The sequence below is a fragment of the Fibrobacter sp. UWB15 genome (genome assembly GCF_900177705.1).
Classification (GTDB): Bacteria; Fibrobacterota; Fibrobacteria; order Fibrobacterales; family Fibrobacteraceae; genus Fibrobacter.
This window is the reverse complement of sequence record NZ_FXBA01000008.1, coordinates 129,233-146,919: the sequence shown is the minus strand read 5'-3', so window position 1 is coordinate 146,919 and position 17,687 is coordinate 129,233. Positions and strand designations below refer to the sequence as shown.

The following is a 17,687-nucleotide window of genomic DNA, read 5'->3' as shown; positions in this document are numbered from 1 at the left end:
CAGTGTCAGGCCGTCAACGCGTGCGACGCGTTGCTAGTATCCTAGGGCTATGCCCGTCCATGAAGAACCGCCGGCTATGCCGGCGGGTCACTTTTTAAAGTTTAGATCCTTCTCCCCATTCGGGGATCATGCCCACTAAGGTAACAAGTTACCAAGTGGTCAAAGAGACTTCACGCCTTACGGCGTTCCGCTCAGGATGACACTGTAGCGCGGGGCAACGTCCCGCCACCTAGCTTACTTTTGGTGAGCCTTGAACCAGCGGATAAGACCGTTGGTGGAACTGTCGTGGTTCAGTTCGGCATCGGCCTTGGCGAGTTCCGGAAGGATCTTCTTGGCGAGCTGCTTACCGAGTTCAACACCCCACTGGTCGTAGCTGTTGATGTTCCAGATAACGCCTTGCGTGAAGATTTTGTGTTCGTACATGGCGATGAGGGCGCCGAGCGTTTCCGGAGAAACGTAGTCCATCATGATGGAGTTGGTCGGCTTGTTGCCTTCGAACACCTTGTGCGGGGCGAGGAATGCGATTTCTTCTTCGCTCTTGCCGTCCTTGCGGAGTTCTTCCTGGGCCTGGGCGAGGGTCTTGCCGTTCATCAAGGCTTCGGGCTGTGCAAAGAAGTTGGAGAGGAGCTTCTGGTGATGGTCGCCGACCTTGTTGTGGCTGTTGGCCGGGGCGATGAAGTCGCACGGAATCATCTTGGTGCCCTGGTGAATGAGCTGGTAGAAGGCGTGCTGGCCGTTCGTACCCGGTTCGCCCCAGAGGATCGGACCCGTCTGGTAGTTCACGCGCTTGGAGTCGCGGTCAACGGTCTTGCCGTTCGATTCCATGTCGGCCTGCTGGAAGTAGGCAGCGAGGCGGTGCAGGTACTGGTCGTACGGGAGCATGGCGTAGCTGGAAGCACCGAAGAAGTTGTTGTACCAAACGCCGATGAGGGCGAGGATAACGGGGAGGTTCTTGTCGACCGGAGCGGTCTTGAAATGCTGATCCATTTCGTAGGCGCCCTGGTGGAGCTTCATGTAGTTGTCGAAACCGATGCGCAGCGCAATCGAAAGACCGATGGCAGACCACAGGGAGTAACGGCCACCCACCCAGTTCCAGAATTCGAACATGTTGGCGGTGTCGATACCGAAGGCGGACACGGCTTCGGTGTTGGTGGAAAGCGCCACAAAGTGCTTGGCGATGGACTTTTCGTCGCCGTTGAAGGCCTTGAGAACGGCAGCCTTGGCGGTTTCGGCGTTCGTCATGGTTTCAAGAGTGGTGAAGGTCTTGGAAGCAACGATGAAGAGCGTTTCTTCGATGTTCACCTTCTTGAGGGTTTCGGCCATGTGGGTGCCGTCAATGTTAGAAACGAAATAGACTTCCGGAGAGTATTCGCCAGCAGCCGGCTTGTCGGCATACGGCTTCAAGGCTTCGGTGACCATCACGGGGCCCAGGTCGGAACCGCCGATACCGATGTTCACCACGTACTTGATGGACTTGCCGGTGTGGCCCTTCCACTTGCCGGTACGCACGAGCTTGGTGAATTCTTCCATGTGCTTGAGCACGGCGCGAACTTCGGGCATCACATCCTTGCCGTCGACGCAAATCGGATCGTTACCCTTGTAGCGGAGAGCGGTGTGGAGCACGGCGCGCTTTTCGGTGGTGTTAATCTTTTCGCCGGCAAAGTACTTACGGCGCATGTCTTCGAAACCGGCGGACTTCAGGAGGTCCTGGAGCTTTGCCATGGTTTCGTCGGTGATGATGTTCTTGGAGTAGTCCAGGAAGAGGCCGCAGGCTTCGGCGCTGAACTTTTCGGCGCGAGCCGGGTCCTTTGCGAAGAGTTCCTTCATGTGCCAGGTCTTTGCGACTTCGGCGTGGGCCTCAAGGGCCTTCCATTCCTGAGAATCAGTCAGTTTCGACATAGATTAATCCTTTCCGCTGCGCGGTTATTTGTTGCGAGGGTAAAAATAGAAAAATTTTTATATACATTTAGTGACATGGATACATCAATTCTCGACAAAGCGATTGTTTTTGCGGTCAAGGCGCACCAGGGTGCAGAACGCAAGGGGAAGGGTTTCCCGTATATAGTTCACCCGATGGAGGCTGTCTCGATTGCTGCCACCATGACGAACGACCAGGAACTTCTGGCCGCCGCGGCATTGCACGATACGGTAGAAGATACCGCTGTGACGCTCAAGGACGTAGAACGCGAATTCGGCAAGCGCATTGCGGAACTTGTCGAGGCGGAATCGGATATTGAATTTGAAGGCAAGAGCCGCCAAGAAAGCTGGCGCCTTCGTAAAGAAGAAGCGATTGAACGTTTGTCTTCGGCAACTAACGAAGTCAAGATTGTAGCGCTTGCAGACAAATTAAGCAATATTCGCGCCATCTACCGTGATTACCAGGCGATTGGCGACAAGGTATGGGACTTGTTCTGTGTCAAGGACAAGGCTTCGCACGAATGGCATTTCCGCGGGCTTGCCCGTGCACTCGCTAGCCTCAAGGGAACTTTCGCTTACGATGAATTCTTTGATACCGTCGAAAAGGTTTTCAAGAAGTAAGGTGAGCCATGGACGAAGAGAAGAAGGATTATCGCCTGCCGCCTAAAGAAGCGCTGATTCTGGAAGAGTACCGCGAGCAGCGAATTGTATTTGAAAAGCTGTTGAGAGTTGTCAAGCGAACCCTTCGCGAAAGTATTGAAGAAAATAAAATCTACATCAATGCAATCGAAGGCCGCGTCAAGGCAGAAGACAGCCTTGCGGGCAAACTTGAACGTAAGACGGGCAAGTACAATTCGCTTGCGGACTTGACCGATATTTTGGGAGTCCGTGTTATTACCTTCTATAGCGATGAAGTCGATAAAGTTGCCGCTCTCGTGAGTCGCCTTTTTGAAATTGACTGGGACAATAGTATCGATAAACGTAAGATGCATGAAATTCACAGTTTCGGCTACAATTCTCTGCATTATATTTGTCGCTTGCCCAAAGAAAAGTATTTTGATCCTGAGTTTCCGCAAATGAACAAGATTCGTTTTGAGGTGCAGATGCGCACGGCCTTACAGCATGTGTGGTCGGTGCTGGATCACGATACGGGTTACAAGTCGGGTTTTGAAGTCCCCAAGGAATACTTGCGCAATTTGAACCGCCTCGCGGGAATGTTGGAACTGGTCGATGAGCAGTTCTGCCTAATTCGTTCGGGTATCAATGATTACCGTCGTCATGTGCAGTCCCTGGTGAGTTCGGGCAGTTTTGACGAAGTGGAACTGAATGGCGATTCCTTTGGCAACTACTTGGAACTTCGTCCTTTCGATTCGCTGAATAAGCGTATCGCCTCTATTAACCAGGCCGAAATCCACGAGACGTCGCTTTCGCGGTTCTTGGCGGTGTTCGTGTCGTTTGGATTTACGACTCTCGGCGACATTGACAGAATGATAAAAGGAAATATGGAAGATGCATACCAGTTAGCGGCATTCCAGCTGGCGGGTACTGATCTTGATATCATCAATTCTTCTCTCGGCGTAATCGCCCTTTGCTCCGTGTATGTGCTCAAGCAAGGTGGTGGCGTGCTGGAACTGACTCGTTTCCTGGAGACCTTGAATGGGGAATCTGCGGGCAACAGGCATCGTGCTGAAGGTCTTTTCCGTGTCGCTCAGAATTTGCCGTTTATGAAGAAATAATTGGTAGACTGAAAAAAGAAAATAAAAGCCCTCGACAGCGATGCCGAGGACTTTTTGCTTTTTGAGGGAGTCAAATCTTAGTTAGCCGGAGGCGGAGGAGGCGGGTTGCCGTGTTCATGACCGCCATGGGGACCGCGGTGCGGTCCGTTCTTCATGCGCTCCCTAAAGTTCTTCATCTGTTCCTTGTGGAAGGCGTTGAACTTTTCAAGCTGTTCGGCGGTCAAGATTCCGGCAAGGGCCTGCATCCCGTTGATGCGGTGTTCCAACAGGGACTTGTCTACATCGAGTACGCGTGCCTTGGCGGCATCGATTCCGGCAGAATCCTTGCTTTCAAGAGCTTCGCCTAAAGCCTTTTCGGCTTCATGCTTTTGCTTGCGGAGTTCCCTGAAAATGGAATCACCTTTAGCGCGGCTAGCTTCGATAGCAGCCTTCTGTTCCGGTGTCACCTGCAGCAAGGAATCCATGGCAGCAGGGTTCATGCCTCCCTTGAATTTGGGACCGTGGTGCTTTTCACCCATGTGCTTGTGTTCGCCGTTTTCGTGCTTTGCACAGTTCGGGCAATGGCAGGGCTGTCCGTTCTTTTCGCAGGCGCAAGGCAAACCTTGCGAGCATGCGCAAGGACCGCCCTTTTGACAACAGGTTGTGCTACTAGAGCAACAATTGAAATTGCAGAACCTTCCGGCGAAAAAGCCGAGGGCGAGAGCAAGCACTATAATACTTGCAATAAAGAGCTTGTTTCCGTTCATAAGGTTACTCCTTGGTTAAATAATTAAAGCCGACAGTTTCTTCCAGAGTTTCGAATTCGTCGCTGGTGGAATTTCCGAGGCTAGAATACCAGCTCAATACTTCGGACGGCGCGGAATCGTTAATCGAAACGAATTCGGTCACGGCCGTTTCGGCGGGTTCAATATCGCTGGTGAAAGACGGCAACAGTGCCGTAAGGCTCACAAGTACAAAACTTGCAGCCAGCGGAATGGCGCTGTACCAGCTCTTGATGGCGAGAATCTTCCCTTTTGCGGGCGCATCTTGGGCAACACTTGCAGCCTCGGCGTCGAGGCGGGCGCAGACTTTTGCCCAGGAATCTTCCCGGGGGGTAAGCCTTTCAAGCTTCGAAAAATCGATTTTGTTAGGCATGGTTCTTACGCTCCTTTAAATAGTTCTTCACAAAGTGTCTTGCGCGGCTAAGCCTTGCTTTAATGGTTCCTTCGGGCATCTTGTAGATTTCGGCGAGGTCCTTTACATCCAAGTCTTCGGCATCCTTGAGCCACAGCATACTGCGTGATTCTGCCGGAAGTTCTGCCAAACCTTTTTCCAAAAGTTCCGGATCGAAATTTTCGTTCTTTAAATCGCCTTTTCCAAGAGCCTCTTCTATAATGGAGTCCAAGTGTTCTTCTTCGAGTTCGCGGTGTCGCTTTTGGGCGCGCAGCTTCATGAGGCAGGCGTTTACCGTGAGCCTATAAAGCCATGTCCCGAGGGCCGATTCGCCTCGAAAGCCTTGGACGGCTTTGGGGGCTTGCACAAAGACATCCATCAGAATGTCTTCGGCCTCGTCGCGGTCCTTCATCATCCTAAAAGCCAAATTCAGCACGTTCGCGCTGTGGGCCTGCCAAAGTAGGCTTAACGCTTCGCGGCTGCCGCCTTTAAGGTGTTGAAGTATCACTTTTTCGTCCATTGTACCCTTTAGATGCGCCTGAATGCCTGCTGGTTGCATGTTTTTCAGAAAAATAATTATAAAAATGTGCGTTTTCTTGCGTTTTTCTATATTTCCCGCAAATGTTTAAGATTTTGCAGGACAAGTTGAAGGAGGCGTTTGGCTCGGTTTTGCCGGTCACGCTGATTGTGCTTGCGGTGTCTTGTACGCCGCTGGTGTCATTGTCCTTTAAACAGCTTGTTGTTTTCTCTATTTGTGCGATTTTCTTGATTGTGGGCATCGGGCTTTTTAACCTGGGCGCCGACCTTGCCATGACCCCGATGGGCGAACATGTGGGTTCGGGCCTTGCCAAATCCAGGCGCCTGCAGTTGCTTGTTTCGGTGTGCTTTGTGATGGGTGTGCTCATTACGGTTGCAGAGCCTGACTTGTCGGTGCTTGCCGAGCAGGTGCGTGCGGCGGTGGAGCCTACTCTCTTGATCGCGACAATTGGTGTTGGCGTGGGTTGTTTCCTGGCGCTTTCGATTATCAAGATCGTGTTCAAGAAAGATCTTTCGACTATCATCATCTTTTTCTACCTCGTGTTGTTCATGCTTGGCATGGTCATGGTCACCTTCGGAAAAGATGTCTTTGTTCCGCTGGCTTTTGATTCGGGTGGCGTGACCACGGGCCCGATTACGGTTCCCTTTATCATGGCACTCGGTGTGGGTGTGGCGGGAGCCATTGGCGGTAAAAATGCGAATGAAAACAGCTTCGGCCTGATTGCGCTTTGTTCGGTGGGCCCGATTATTGCGCTCATGGGGCTCGTGATTTTTTCGAAGGGAGATTTGACGTACCAGCTTTCGGAATCGGCGTATTCGATTGATGCAAGTCTCGGATTGAATTTCTTGCCGGTCGTTTTAGGCGTTGCAAAAGAAGTGCTTGTGGCGCTCGGCTTGATTGTGGTGTTCTTCCTGTTGTTGCAGTTTACGGTACTTAGGCTGCCTTGGAGCAGGATTGTCCCTATGGCTTTCGGCATTGTATATACGTTCGTGGGTCTCGTGGTGTTCTTGACTGCGGTGGCGGTCGGGTTCATGCCGATTGGTTTTGAATTGGGCAAGCAGTTGGGCGCTATGCCACGTGCGCTTGTGGTGGCGGGCTTTGTGCTTGGCCTGGTGGTGGTGCTTGCAGAACCTGCGGTGCACGTGTTGAACAAGCAGGTCGAAGAAGTCACTGGCGGCTTGGTGACCAAGCGCTCCATGCTGATTGCACTTTCGGTGGGCGTGGGCATTTCGATTGGTCTTTCGATGATCCGCATTATTGTCGGGTTCCCGATAATTTATTACCTGATTCCGGGTTACTTTATTTCGCTCGGACTTTCGTTCTTTGTGCCTAAGCTTTATACCGCGATTGCGTTTGACTCGGGTGGCGTGGCAAGCGGTCCGTTGACTTCTAGCTTTATTCTGCCCTTGGCGATTGGTGCATGCGCGGGCCTGCGTGACGGTGGCGATTCGATTTTGAATTATGCTTTCGGTATTGTCGCGATGGTCGCGATGACGCCCTTGATTACGATACAGGTGCTCGGTTTCAGGGCGACCGTTTCGACGGCGCTCCGTAACCGCATGATGATGCGTCGCATCCAGGATGCCGACGATGAACAGATTATTGACTTTATGTAGGGGACGCTGTGGAAATCGAAAAAAGAATTCGAAACAGAATCGTGCGTGGCACCCGGGCTAAAGTCTCAATGAACCGCCTCAAGATTTTGATTACGGTGGTGGGCCGTGCCAAGGCGGACTTTTACATGGACCACATCCAGTCTTTTGGCGTGAACATGCAGATGGTGCTATTCGGCCAGGGGACAGCCCCGCGTGAAATTGCGACAGCCATGGGTCTTGCGGATTCGGACCGCGCTGTGATCATTAGCGTGATTGGCGAAAACCAGCTGCAGGCTGCTCTTGAAAGTTTGGCCGAAAAATTCAATACGATTGTAGGCGGCAAGGGCATTGCCTATACGATCCCGATGGCAAGCATTATCGGCAAGTCCATCTTTAACTTTTTAAGCGATAACCGCGATGCGGTACGGAGAAACGAAAAATGAGCGGATTCAATCACGAAGTCATCTTTTGTATTGTGAATACCGGATTCTCTGAAACCGTGATGGAAGCGGCGAAGGATGCCGGTGCCCGTGGCGGTACGATTCTGAATGCCCGCGGTACGGCGAACAAGGAAGCCGAGTCGTTTTTCCATATCGCGATCCAGCCTGAAAAAGAAATCGTCATGATTCTGGTCGACGCCAAGATCAAGGATGCCGTTTTGCATGCTCTTTACCAGAAGGCGGGGCTTGACACCATGGGTCAGGGAATCGCATTTTCGCTCCCGGTCGACAACGTGGTAGGCCTTACCCCGTGGAAGGCCGAAATCAAGGCTGCCGAGGTTGCTGCCGAAAAAGCGGCTGAAAAAGCCGAAGTCGCTGTCGAAAAAGCCGAAAAACAATAAAAAACTCGTTTGTACGGCTTGATAGGGGCTCGCTTTAGCGGGCCTTTTTGTATACGACCAAACTAAAAACTTCCTACTTCCTACTGTCTACTTCTTACTATAATTAGGATATGAATATCCTAGTCTATTTCCTGTTTGCCCTGTCCGGGTTCGCGGGCCTCATTTACGAAGGCTCGTGGGCGCGCTACCTTAAACTCTTCTTGGGGCATTCTAGCTACGGCCAGGTGCTCACGCTCTGCATTTACATGGGCGGCCTTGCTATAGGTAGCTTTGTGGCAGGCAAAATGGTGGTGCATACCAAACGCCCACTCTTGGGGTATGGTATTGTAGAACTAGCCATTGGTATTGGTGGGGTGGCTTACCACCCGCTGTACAACTGGTTGACAGGAATTTTCTTCGATTCTGAATATACGGCGTCCTTGACCAGCCGCGGGGCAGAAATTGCCAAAGTGATTCTTGCGACAGGTTCGACTCTCCCGATTGCGATTGCGGTGGGCATGACGTTCCCCTTCATTGCCGCGGGTCTTATGCGCAAGAGCGGTGCCGAAGTTTCGCTCCCGATGCTTTATTTTACGAATAGCCTAGGTTCTGCTATCGGCATCTTGGCAACCAGTTATTTGCTGATACCTGAAATCGGTAACCATGCTACTTTGTGTGTAGCGGCTTCGATTAACTTCTTGCTTGCGGCGGTGTTCAGCTTTATTGGCATGACGACTTCGCCTGTGGCTCCCAAAGATGAAGACGCTGCCGAATTTCATGATGAAGATTACGTGGCCGAACATAAGTTGCCCATGCCACCTAAGAACACTTGGTTCTGGATTGCGGCAATTACGGGCCTTACCTCGTTTGTCTATGAAATTGTCTGGATTCGCTTGCTGTCGCTGTTGCTTGGGTCCTCGAGCCATAGCTTTGACCAGATGCTTTCGGCCTTTATCTTGGGCCTTGCGCTGGGTTCTGCGGTGAGCGGCAAGCTCCTGAAAAAGGACAGCTTGATTGTGCTTTCGATGGCGCAGATCTTCATGGCGTTCTTCGCGCTTTGTACGCTGTATTTCCACCAGCCCTTCTGGGGCATGATGAACGAGGCGAACCAGATTTTCAATCCGACGTCTGACGGTTACGTTTGCTGGAGCCTGTTCAAGTATGCACTTTCGATGCTGTGGATGATTCCCACGAGTTTCTTTGCGGGGATGACGCTCCCGCTGATTACGTTGATTTTGACTCGTGCCTTCAAGAGCGAAGCCCCGATTGGCAAGGTCTACGGCTGGAATACACTCGGTTCCATTGTCGGTTCTGCAGGTGGTGGACTTTTGCTGTTGCCCCTGTTGCAACTCAAGGGCACTCTCGTGACAGCTGCACTGCTTGACTTTGCGATTGGTTTCTTATTGCTGGTGATTTACCGCAAGCGTTTCCGTTACAGCGTGATGTTCTATATCATGGTGTGCGTGATGATTATGCCGGCAGTCTTTGTGAAATTCGATCCGTCGCTCATTACTTCGGGCGTGTTCCGCAGCTACAAGAACATGCACCCCAACGAAAAGATTCAGGTAATCGACGGTAAGACTGCGACCATCAGCTTCCACGAATCGCCGGTGCATTACTATGTGAAGACGAACGGCAAGGCCGATGCGAGCATGAGCAAAAACCGCGAGGCTCCGATTTCGAGTGATGAACTTACGCAGGCTGCCACAGCCTTCATGCCGATGGCCGTGAAGACGGAACCCTACGACGCCGCGATGGTCGGCTTCGGTAGCGGCATGGGCGCTCACTACTTGCTTGCAGATCCCTTGCTCAAGGACTTTGACTGCGTTGAAATTGAGCAGGCCATGATGGATTTGGCGAAGGGCTTTTATCCGTGGAATTACCGCGGCTACGATGACCCGCGCATTCACATTTTCATTGACGATGCGACGACGTTCTTCCATACGAATCGCCGCAAGTACGATATGATTATCAGCGTGCCCTCTAACCCGTGGGTGAGCGGTGTGGCAGGGCTTTTTGCTCATGAATTCTATGCCAAGATGCGCCGTTACATGCGGCCGGGCGCCCTTTGGGTTCAGTGGATTCAGACTTATGAATTTAACGACCTGATGTTCCTGAACATTTTAAAAGCACTCGATACGGTGTTCCCGTACGTTAGTTTGTATAAGTCTACCGATGAACCGGACATCATCATGATAGCGAGCGATGAACCGGTGATACAGAAAGGCATCGGGCGATTCTCCACGGATACGGCGTTGGTGGCTGAGTTCAACCGCATTCACCGCGATCCGGAATTCTTCGGCGAAAGGAACTTCCTCTTCACGAACAAGATGCTTAAATCTCTGCTCGAGGGTGTGAAGCCGAACAGCCTGTTTATTCCGATGGTCGACAATAAGGCTGAAGAGGCCCGCTTCGTTCATTCTGAAGCGCACATTGTGCAGGTGTTTGATAGTTGCGAAGTCTGCTGGCAACAGTACCTTGACCCCGAAGACTATGCCTTGCGTCGCCCCGCTCGCGTGAAGGCGATGCTTGAAGAACCGAAGGATGAATTCAAGAAGACAGCCTTGCTTTCTTATATGCGAGAACTTGAAGCGGCTGCTGCTAAGGATTCTTATTCCCGCGTGCTTGTTAAAGTCGATACGGTTGTCCATGGCGACAGCGTTATCTTGGATAGTGTCGTGTCTGAAAATCCGCGCCTGACAGAACTGGAAGCTTCTGTGGGCTACCAGACGTTCCGCGAAAACTTTGTGGAATGGATTCGCAAGGTTCCGATTGAATGCCGCGATTCTGACGAGGTTTACATGAAGGCGATGGATCTTGTTTCCATGAATGCTTTCCCGCGGGCCTTCGCCGACGAATTCGGAATTCTCGAGGCTGCCCGTCAGGGTGTTTACAAGCAGGCTGCCCTTTTGATTGCGAACTTCTTTGACCGCTACGAGATGAACGACATGGGCGACATATTCCTGCGTAACTGCATCGTGCTTTCGCTCCTTGCGGGAGAACCGGAACTTGCCGATGCAATCTACAAGAATGTCATCCAGAAGAACGAAGACTTCTTCGCCGTCGAAAAGCGTCTCATCGAACGCGAAATCCAACAACTCAGAAGAAAACTCAACACCAAGAAATAAAAAAAGAGCCGCAAGGCTCCTTTTTTAAACTTGTTGAACTTCATTAAAACATGAAGTTGATACCGAGAGTGGTATAGAACGTGTTCAGCGAAGAATCGTAGAAGATTTCTTCAGCCACTAGCGTCTTGTTCAAGAGGCTGGTAAAGCACTGTACCACGCGAAGGTCCACGCTGACCCAGCGAGTGAGCATGTAGCCGATGTCGAGAGCGCCGCCCACTTCCATGCCGGAGGTGGCGACAGTGTTTTCGCGCGTACCGCCGCTGGTCTTGAATTCAGACGAACCGTTCAGCTTGAGGCCCATGTTGATGCCCAAGCCAATGTAGAAGTCGTAGTCTTCGAAGGTGTAGCGGAAGATAATCGGGATTTCGAACATCATGATATCGATGCTAGCTTCGTTTGTGTAGGCATCCATATCCTGTTCGTAGGAATAATGTCTGTAGTTGAAGGTAAGTTCCGGAACAAGGCTCAAGTTCTTGATCATGAAGTTCATCTTCAGCAACAAGCCACCACCGCCTTGGAACCCCATTTTCCAGCCGTCGGAATTATTGCCAAAGAAGGTATTGATACCACCCTGGGCGCGAATACCTAACAACACGGCACGCTGGAAACCTTCGTTACGCATGCGGTTGATTTCGGATTTCTTGGTAGTCTCGGCTTTGTAACGGGCGTAAGCACTAGCGTATTCTTCGTCGTTTGCAAATTCGCTGTCGGTTGAACCATCGTAAGACCCTTCTTCGCCAGAGGAACTTTGGGCGGAGGGGGCGGTGGCCCAGCCTTCATCATCATCATCACTTTGAGCCATGGCAGGCATAGAAAATGCCAAGGCCATGGCGACTGTTACACTCAATCTCTTTAAATCCATAGTCTAATTATAATAAAAGAGCACGTAAATCCCGCCTATAAAATAATTTAAGCGGGTAAAAATGGTGCTGAAAATTTTTTTTACTTAGCTGAGACGTAACGGAAATTCCCGAAAATTTTTAGAGCAGGAGTGTGGCGCCCAAAGTAATGTGCATTGTGTAAAGTTTTGAATGCATTAGAGTGGATTCGGCGATCAAATCCAGATCCAACAGGTTGGTCAAGTTCTGTACAGCGCGGAGGTCCAGCACCAGCCAGCGGTTGACGACATAGCCGATATCGAAGAGCCCGCCGATTTCGACACCGACGGTAGGGACGGTGTTGGGGCGCTTGTCCTTGGATGTCTCGCCTTCGAATTTGATGGTCTGCTTGAATTCGGAGTCTCCGCTCATCTTGAGTCCGAGGTTGACGCCAAGACCAATAAAGAAGCCGTCTTCATCAAAGATGAACTGGCCCATGACCGGGATTTCAAAAAGGGATTCGTTGATGCTTGCCTCGTTCTTGCCGTAGTCGGACTTGCTCTCGTAGCTGTAGAGGCGGTAGGAGAAGTCCAATTCGGTTGCGACGGCGAAAGTTCTGCCCAAGGGGAGCCTTGCCATAAGGCCGCCGCCAAATTCGGGGCCCAGGTTCCAGTCGCTTGCGTGTTTGCCGAAGCTCTTGCTTACGCCGGCGGCGGCGCGAATGCCGAATTGCACGCCCTTCGAGAATCCTTCTTTGCGGGCGCGGTATTCGGCGGCGTTTTCTTCGATATAATGCGGAGTTTCTTCGTCTTCTTCATCGATGTTGGCGGTGGCCACTTCGTTTTCGGTACTGTCGGCGGATGCCTGTTCCGTGGAATCGGGCCAGGGTTCTTCGGCGGAACTATTTGCGGCAGAGCTGTTATCGTCGTAAGAGTAATTGGCGCTTTCTTCGTTTTGTTCGGCCTGGTCGGCGGATACGAAACCGCAGCCGTCGCCTACGCAGTTCGGGTCGGGCACTTCACCGGAGCCTTCAAAGTCTCCCTGTGCAAAGACACTGGAGACAGCAAAGGAGCTGGCCAGGAGAATGACTGCTAAACGATTTGACAACGAAAAAGTTTTCATATTTCTAATTATAATAAAATTTATTGGGAAAACACAATATTCTAAATTTTAACCATGCCGATTCTTTCTGCTCAAAATCTCCTTTTACGCATAGGGGCGAATGCCCCCTTACTTGACAACGTAAACTTTGATATCGAAGCGGGTGACCGGATTTGCCTGGTGGGCCGTAACGGTTGCGGAAAGAGTACGCTTTTGAAGGTGCTTTCCGGGGACGTCGAGGTGCAGGCAGGGGAAATCGTAAAAAAGACCGGTCTCAAGATTTCCCGCATGATTCAGGAAATTCCGGCCCATATCGAGGGTACGGTCCGCGATGTAGTCATGGCGGGGGTGATGCAAGACGGGACCCACGATACCCATGCCGAGGCGATTTTGGGAAAGACGGGAATCGATCCCGAGGCCCTTTACGACAGTTTGAGCGGTGGTCAAAAACGCCGTACGCTTTTTGCACAGGCGTTGGCGCAAGATCCTGACCTGTTGTTGTTGGATGAACCGACCAACCATTTGGACATTCCGGCTATCCAGTGGCTCGAGGGAATCGTGACCCGCCTGAATTGCGCCTTGCTTTTTGTAAGCCATGACCGCACCTTTGTGCGCCGTGTGGCTACCCGTATTTTCGACTTGGACCGCGGGCGCGTTCGCAGCTGGGACTTTCCGTATGACAAGTTTGTGCAGTTCCGCGACCAGGCTTTGGCCGAAGAAGACAAGGCGAATGCACTTTTCGACAAGCGCCTGGCCGAAGAAGAAGTCTGGATTCGCAAGGGAATCCAGGCGAGGCGGACCCGGAACGAGGGCCGCGTGCGCGCGCTCATTAAAATGCGCGAGGAGCGTGCAGCGCGCCGCACCCGAACGGGCAACGTGAACATGCAGATTACCGAGGCGGACCGTTCGGGGCGCCTGGTGGCGCGCCTTACCGACGTGAGCTATTCTTACGACGGCGCGCCTCTCATCAACGGACTTTCGACTGAAGTTTCCCGCGGAGACCGCATCGGAATCGTAGGCCCTAATGGCTCGGGGAAGACGACGCTTCTGCGCTTGATTTTGGGAGAACTTAAGCCCGATACCGGCGACATTCGCCTGGGGACTAACTTGCAGGTTGCTTATTTTGACCAGATGCGTACCCGCCTTCGCGAAGACAAATCGCTTGTGGAAAACATTGCAGACGGCCAGCAGTATGTGATGCTGAATGGAGTCAAACGCCACGTGTTAAGTTATCTGCAAGACTTCCTTTTTTCGGCAGATCGCGCCCGTGGCCCGATCAGCGCCTTGAGTGGCGGAGAACGCAACCGCCTGTTACTCGCGTGCCTGTTCAGTCACCCGAGTAACGTGCTCGTGCTGGACGAACCGACCAACGACCTGGACATGGAAACCTTGGACTTGCTCGCGGAACTCCTGGCGGACTACAAGGGAACCGTGCTTACTGTAAGTCACGACCGCGCCTTTCTGGATTCCGTTGCGACGAGCATTCTCGCAATCGAAGACGGCGGTAACGTTTTTGAATCGGTAGGCGGTTACAGCGACTACGAAGCCAAGAAAAAAGTCCGCGATAAGGAAGCCGCCAATGCGGCTCGCATCGCCGCCGAAAAAGAAGCTGAAAAGCAGGCGAGAGCCGCGCAGAATCCTGGTGCGGCGCCGTCTCAGAGTACCGGGGCGACGGCAGTAAAAAAGAAAAAGCGTAGTTACAACGAGGAGCGCGAATACGCCGCATTGCCCGAAAAAATCGAAAAATTGGAAAGCGAAATTGCCGAACGCCAGACGGAACTTTCCAAGCCCGAAGTGTTCACCAATGCTACCCGTATAGTGGAACTCCAGAAAGAGATTTCTGACCGCGAAGCCGAACTCGAGAAAGCTTACGAACGCTACGAAGAACTTGACTCATTGGGATAACGATATTAGAGAACGGACTAGCGATTCTAGTTCGTTTACGAAAGTTTACACTCATGGACAAAAAAGCCTTAGAAACACATTGTTCCAAGTTGCATTATTAACTAATAGAATATAGATTTGTAATGATGGATAAAATTGGGAAATCATGAAGAGGTCAATTATGGTGAAAAAAATGATTTCGTGGATGGGCGCGTTGTGCGCCTTGGCAGGTTCTGCCTATGCTGCTTCTGCAACGGTGTGGAGTGCGGCAGATGGAAACGGTACGGTGCCTCCGGTGAACGGCTGGTATTCTTACCCCGATGCAAAGGCTACCGCAGCTGAAGCGGCTGGCGCAAAGGCTACGCTTACCACGGCGACGGACAAAAGCAAAGTGCTTACTTTGTCTGTGAGCAAGACGAATACAAGTAGCGCTGCCGGTATGGGTTTTGCATGGGCAAAAAGCAACGGCGTGATTTCGCTCGAAGATTATGCAGGCGTATGTCTGACTTATACCGCAGAAGTCCCGTTCAGACTGGAATTCAAGCAGTCGACCATTAAGGATTACGACTTTTACGGTGCAATGATTCCGGCCGCAACAAAAATGACGACGACCTTTATTGCGTTCGCGGATTTGGAACAGGAAGGATGGGGTGCCGTAAAGGCCTTGGACCTTACCAAGCAACAGGCTCTCCAGTTTGGTTACAAGCAGGCCTTTGTGGCTGACTACGGAACAACGAATACTATATCGGTTTCTGCAGTATGGCTGGGATCCAATTGCGAACAGCATGCTCCGGAACTTGGCGCTGGCTTTGCTGCTGGCGACGAAGTGGTTCTGAATGAAGGTGATACCTTGAAACTCGACCTTACCAAGGTGTTTGTCGATGCTGACGAAGACGAACTCGCTTATGTGGTAGAAATTGATGATTCAAAGCTCGTTTTGCTTGCTGATACGCTTTACAAAAAGACAAAAAAACTCAATTTGATTACGAAGTCGAATCCGGTGGGTTCTACGACTGTCACCATTACGGCTACCGATCCCACGAAAAAGTCGGTGGTCTATGAATTTGCGATTGCTACGGTTGACCGCGAAAATCCGCCGGTTGCTGTAAATGATGCCTATACTGTCAAGGAAGAAGTCAAGCTGACCAAGTCTACCATCTTGACGGGTGTTTTGGCAAACGACTACGATCCCGATGGAGGAACGGACTTCAAGGCTGAACTTGTTTCAAAAACGAAGCATGGCTCCTTGACTTTTGATTCGACGGGTGCATTCACCTACATTCCGGATGAAAACTTCTTTGGCGCAGATACCTTCACCTATCGCCTGATTGAAACCAAGACCGAAGAACCTGTAGCGGGCAATGTGGCTAATGTCGTGATTACGGTGACTAACGTGGATGACCCGCTGATTGTCGGTATCGCTCCGGGTTTAACCCTTACCCTTGGCGAAAAAGTCTATAAACTGAGCGATACGCTCGTACTGGCTGAAGATTTTGAGCCGGTGTCTGTCACGATTCCGCAAGACAGCTTGATCTTTGTCGACCCGGATGTGACTGGTTTCTTGACTCCGCTCGTTAAGTCTAGTGGAGTTGTCACGGCTAAGTACGGTACCTTTGGCGAAAACCATGTGATTGACCTGGAACCTGTTGCTAACGTAAATGGCGTGGCCAAGGTGACTTTGTATGCAGTCGATGGCAAGGATACGGCAAGTGTGTCTTTCTATGTGATGGTGACTCCAGAGAACGATCCGCCGGTTGCCAATGCAGACACGTACGAAGTTCTGCAGGATACCGTGAATGCTATTACTGCGAAGAAGGGCGTGCTTGCTAACGACAAGAACCCCGACAATGCCAAGTCTACACTTAAGGCCATCTTGATTGAACAGGCTACTTATGGAGAGGTCGTGCTTGCCGAAGACGGCTCGTTCACCTACAATGCTCCCAAAGAAGAAGGGGAGGACGTGTTTGTCTATGTTGTCGTGAATGCCGAAGGCGATACCTCTGCACCGGCATTGGTGACGCTCAATGTCGTGTACAGGAACAGGGCGCCGGTTGTTAAGGAAGGCGTTGCCGATACGGTGGGCACCCGCCTTGCTGCACTGTTAGAAGATTTCAAGGTAGTGAACTACAGCAAGCTTGAAATGCAGAGCTGGTTCTCTGACGATAGCACCGCCGTGACCAAGCTGACGTTCTCTGTCAGAAGTGACGATAGCCTCACGAGCCCGGTTATTGCTACTAACGGATACCTGCAGGTCAAGCCGATGAAGGATGCCTGTGGCGAGGCCAAGATCATTTTGACCGCCAAGGATGCCGAGGGTGCGGGAACGGATCTTGAAATCCCGGCGGTCATTGAATGCGTGAACGACAAGCCTGAACCGAAAAAGACTGTCGACACGGTGTTTGTGGGTGCCAAGACGACGTTGCTTGATACCATTGACTTGAGCGTCTTCTTTAAAGATGCAGATGGCGATACGTTGACCTATTCCGCATCGACGAACAAGACCATGGCCAATAAGGTGGATTGTGAGATTCAGGGTAACCTGATGATTGTGAATACCAAGAAGGATTTGACCCTCGAATCGGGCACTGCAGTTCCGTTCACCGTCATTGCCCATGATGCTCAGGATTCCAGTTCCTTCATTCTTCGCGTGATGCTGAGTGCGGACCCCAAGACTTCTATTGGTTCGACGATTGTCGCTGCTCCGAAGATGAACTGGCAGAACGCTATCCTTGCAAACCGTGGCGCAGTCGCCCTGTTCGATATGCAGGGCCGCGTGATGTGGAAGGCCAAACTCCCGGTCAGCGAAGCTGACGTGCGTAACGCAGCCGCTCAGGTGCAGGGCAGAAAGATACTGCAAGTGAACAAGCAGACTTGGACGATTAAATAGTAGACAGTAGTCTGTAGGAAGTAGACAGTAAAGGCTCCGCAATGCGGAGCCTCTTTTATATTCAGGTGACATGGCAGATAGACCCAGAGGGCCACTGCCTACTGTCTACTT

General features: G+C 51.5%; 14 protein-coding genes. 8 read left to right on the top strand and 6 right to left on the bottom strand.

Annotated elements, in window-relative coordinates; genetic code table 11:
• Positions 1 to 234 precede the first annotated feature (234 nt).
• Positions 235 to 1,899, bottom strand: a complete 1,665-nt coding sequence (gene pgi, locus B9Y58_RS11570; RefSeq protein WP_072979880.1) for a glucose-6-phosphate isomerase — start codon at positions 1,897 to 1,899, stop codon at positions 235 to 237.
• Between the two features lie 75 nt (positions 1,900 to 1,974).
• On the opposite strand from pgi, the gene B9Y58_RS11565 reads away from it, so the two are divergent.
• Together B9Y58_RS11565 and B9Y58_RS11560 are read left to right on the top strand one after the other, a co-directional pair.
• Positions 1,975 to 2,538, top strand: a complete 564-nt coding sequence (locus tag B9Y58_RS11565) for an HD domain-containing protein (protein ID WP_073056502.1) — start codon at positions 1,975 to 1,977, stop codon at positions 2,536 to 2,538.
• Positions 2,539 to 2,546: 8 nt separating this feature from the next.
• Positions 2,547 to 3,653 carry a GTP pyrophosphokinase gene (locus B9Y58_RS11560; RefSeq protein WP_073056504.1) on the top strand — a complete coding sequence of 369 codons (1,107 nt, stop codon included), beginning with the start codon at positions 2,547 to 2,549 and terminating at the stop codon, positions 3,651 to 3,653.
• Positions 3,654 to 3,730: 77 nt separating this feature from the next.
• On the opposite strand, the gene B9Y58_RS11555 is transcribed toward B9Y58_RS11560, so the two are convergent.
• The 3 genes from B9Y58_RS11555 to B9Y58_RS11545 are packed head-to-tail and all read right to left on the bottom strand — an operon-like array spanning position 3,731 to position 5,325.
• Positions 3,731 to 4,399, bottom strand: a complete 669-nt coding sequence (locus B9Y58_RS11555; RefSeq protein ID WP_073056506.1) for a Spy/CpxP family protein refolding chaperone — start codon at positions 4,397 to 4,399, stop codon at positions 3,731 to 3,733.
• Positions 4,400 to 4,403: 4 nt separating this feature from the next.
• Complete coding sequence (locus B9Y58_RS11550) at positions 4,404 to 4,787, bottom strand: hypothetical protein (protein ID WP_073056508.1); 384 nt, start codon at positions 4,785 to 4,787, stop codon at positions 4,404 to 4,406.
• A complete protein-coding gene (locus tag B9Y58_RS11545) occupies positions 4,780 to 5,325 on the bottom strand; it encodes an RNA polymerase sigma factor (protein ID WP_073056729.1) in 546 nt (181 codons plus the stop codon). The genes B9Y58_RS11550 and B9Y58_RS11545 overlap by 8 nt, the downstream gene beginning before the upstream one ends.
• 101 nt (positions 5,326 to 5,426) lie before the next feature.
• On the opposite strand from B9Y58_RS11545, the gene B9Y58_RS11540 reads away from it, so the two are divergent.
• From B9Y58_RS11540 to B9Y58_RS11525, 4 genes are all read left to right on the top strand, one after another.
• Positions 5,427 to 6,959, top strand: coding sequence for a DUF1538 domain-containing protein (locus tag B9Y58_RS11540; protein ID WP_073056510.1), 1,533 nt, complete (start codon positions 5,427 to 5,429; stop codon positions 6,957 to 6,959).
• Positions 6,960 to 7,027: 68 nt separating this feature from the next.
• Positions 7,028 to 7,381: a hypothetical protein gene (locus B9Y58_RS11535; RefSeq protein WP_073321709.1), complete on the top strand. Its 354-nt coding sequence runs from the start codon at positions 7,028 to 7,030 to the stop codon at positions 7,379 to 7,381.
• A complete protein-coding gene (locus tag B9Y58_RS11530; protein ID WP_199220976.1) occupies positions 7,378 to 7,779 on the top strand; it encodes a P-II family nitrogen regulator in 402 nt (133 codons plus the stop codon). Before B9Y58_RS11535 ends, B9Y58_RS11530 begins: the two co-directional genes overlap by 4 nt.
• Positions 7,780 to 7,889: 110 nt before the next feature.
• Positions 7,890 to 10,886: a fused MFS/spermidine synthase gene (locus B9Y58_RS11525; protein ID WP_073056514.1), complete on the top strand. Its 2,997-nt coding sequence runs from the start codon at positions 7,890 to 7,892 to the stop codon at positions 10,884 to 10,886.
• A 43-nt stretch (positions 10,887 to 10,929) separates the two neighbouring features.
• On the opposite strand, the gene B9Y58_RS11520 is transcribed toward B9Y58_RS11525, so the two are convergent.
• Together B9Y58_RS11520 and B9Y58_RS11515 are read right to left on the bottom strand one after the other, a co-directional pair.
• Complete coding sequence (locus tag B9Y58_RS11520; protein WP_109639777.1) at positions 10,930 to 11,748, bottom strand: hypothetical protein; 819 nt, start codon at positions 11,746 to 11,748, stop codon at positions 10,930 to 10,932.
• Between the two features lie 118 nt (positions 11,749 to 11,866).
• The gene (locus B9Y58_RS11515; RefSeq protein WP_073056518.1) at positions 11,867 to 12,826 is read right to left on the bottom strand and encodes an outer membrane beta-barrel protein; all 960 of its coding nucleotides are present in this window, start codon (positions 12,824 to 12,826) and stop codon (positions 11,867 to 11,869) included.
• A 54-nt stretch (positions 12,827 to 12,880) separates the two neighbouring features.
• Between B9Y58_RS11515 and B9Y58_RS11510 the strand changes: the two genes are divergently transcribed.
• The gene (locus B9Y58_RS11510; RefSeq protein ID WP_073056520.1) at positions 12,881 to 14,710 is read left to right on the top strand and encodes an ATP-binding cassette domain-containing protein; all 1,830 of its coding nucleotides are present in this window, start codon (positions 12,881 to 12,883) and stop codon (positions 14,708 to 14,710) included.
• A 160-nt stretch (positions 14,711 to 14,870) separates the two neighbouring features.
• On the top strand, positions 14,871 to 17,576 hold the full coding sequence (locus B9Y58_RS11505; RefSeq protein WP_073056522.1) for an Ig-like domain-containing protein: 2,706 nt from the start codon (positions 14,871 to 14,873) through the stop codon (positions 17,574 to 17,576).
• Positions 17,577 to 17,687 lie beyond the last annotated feature (111 nt).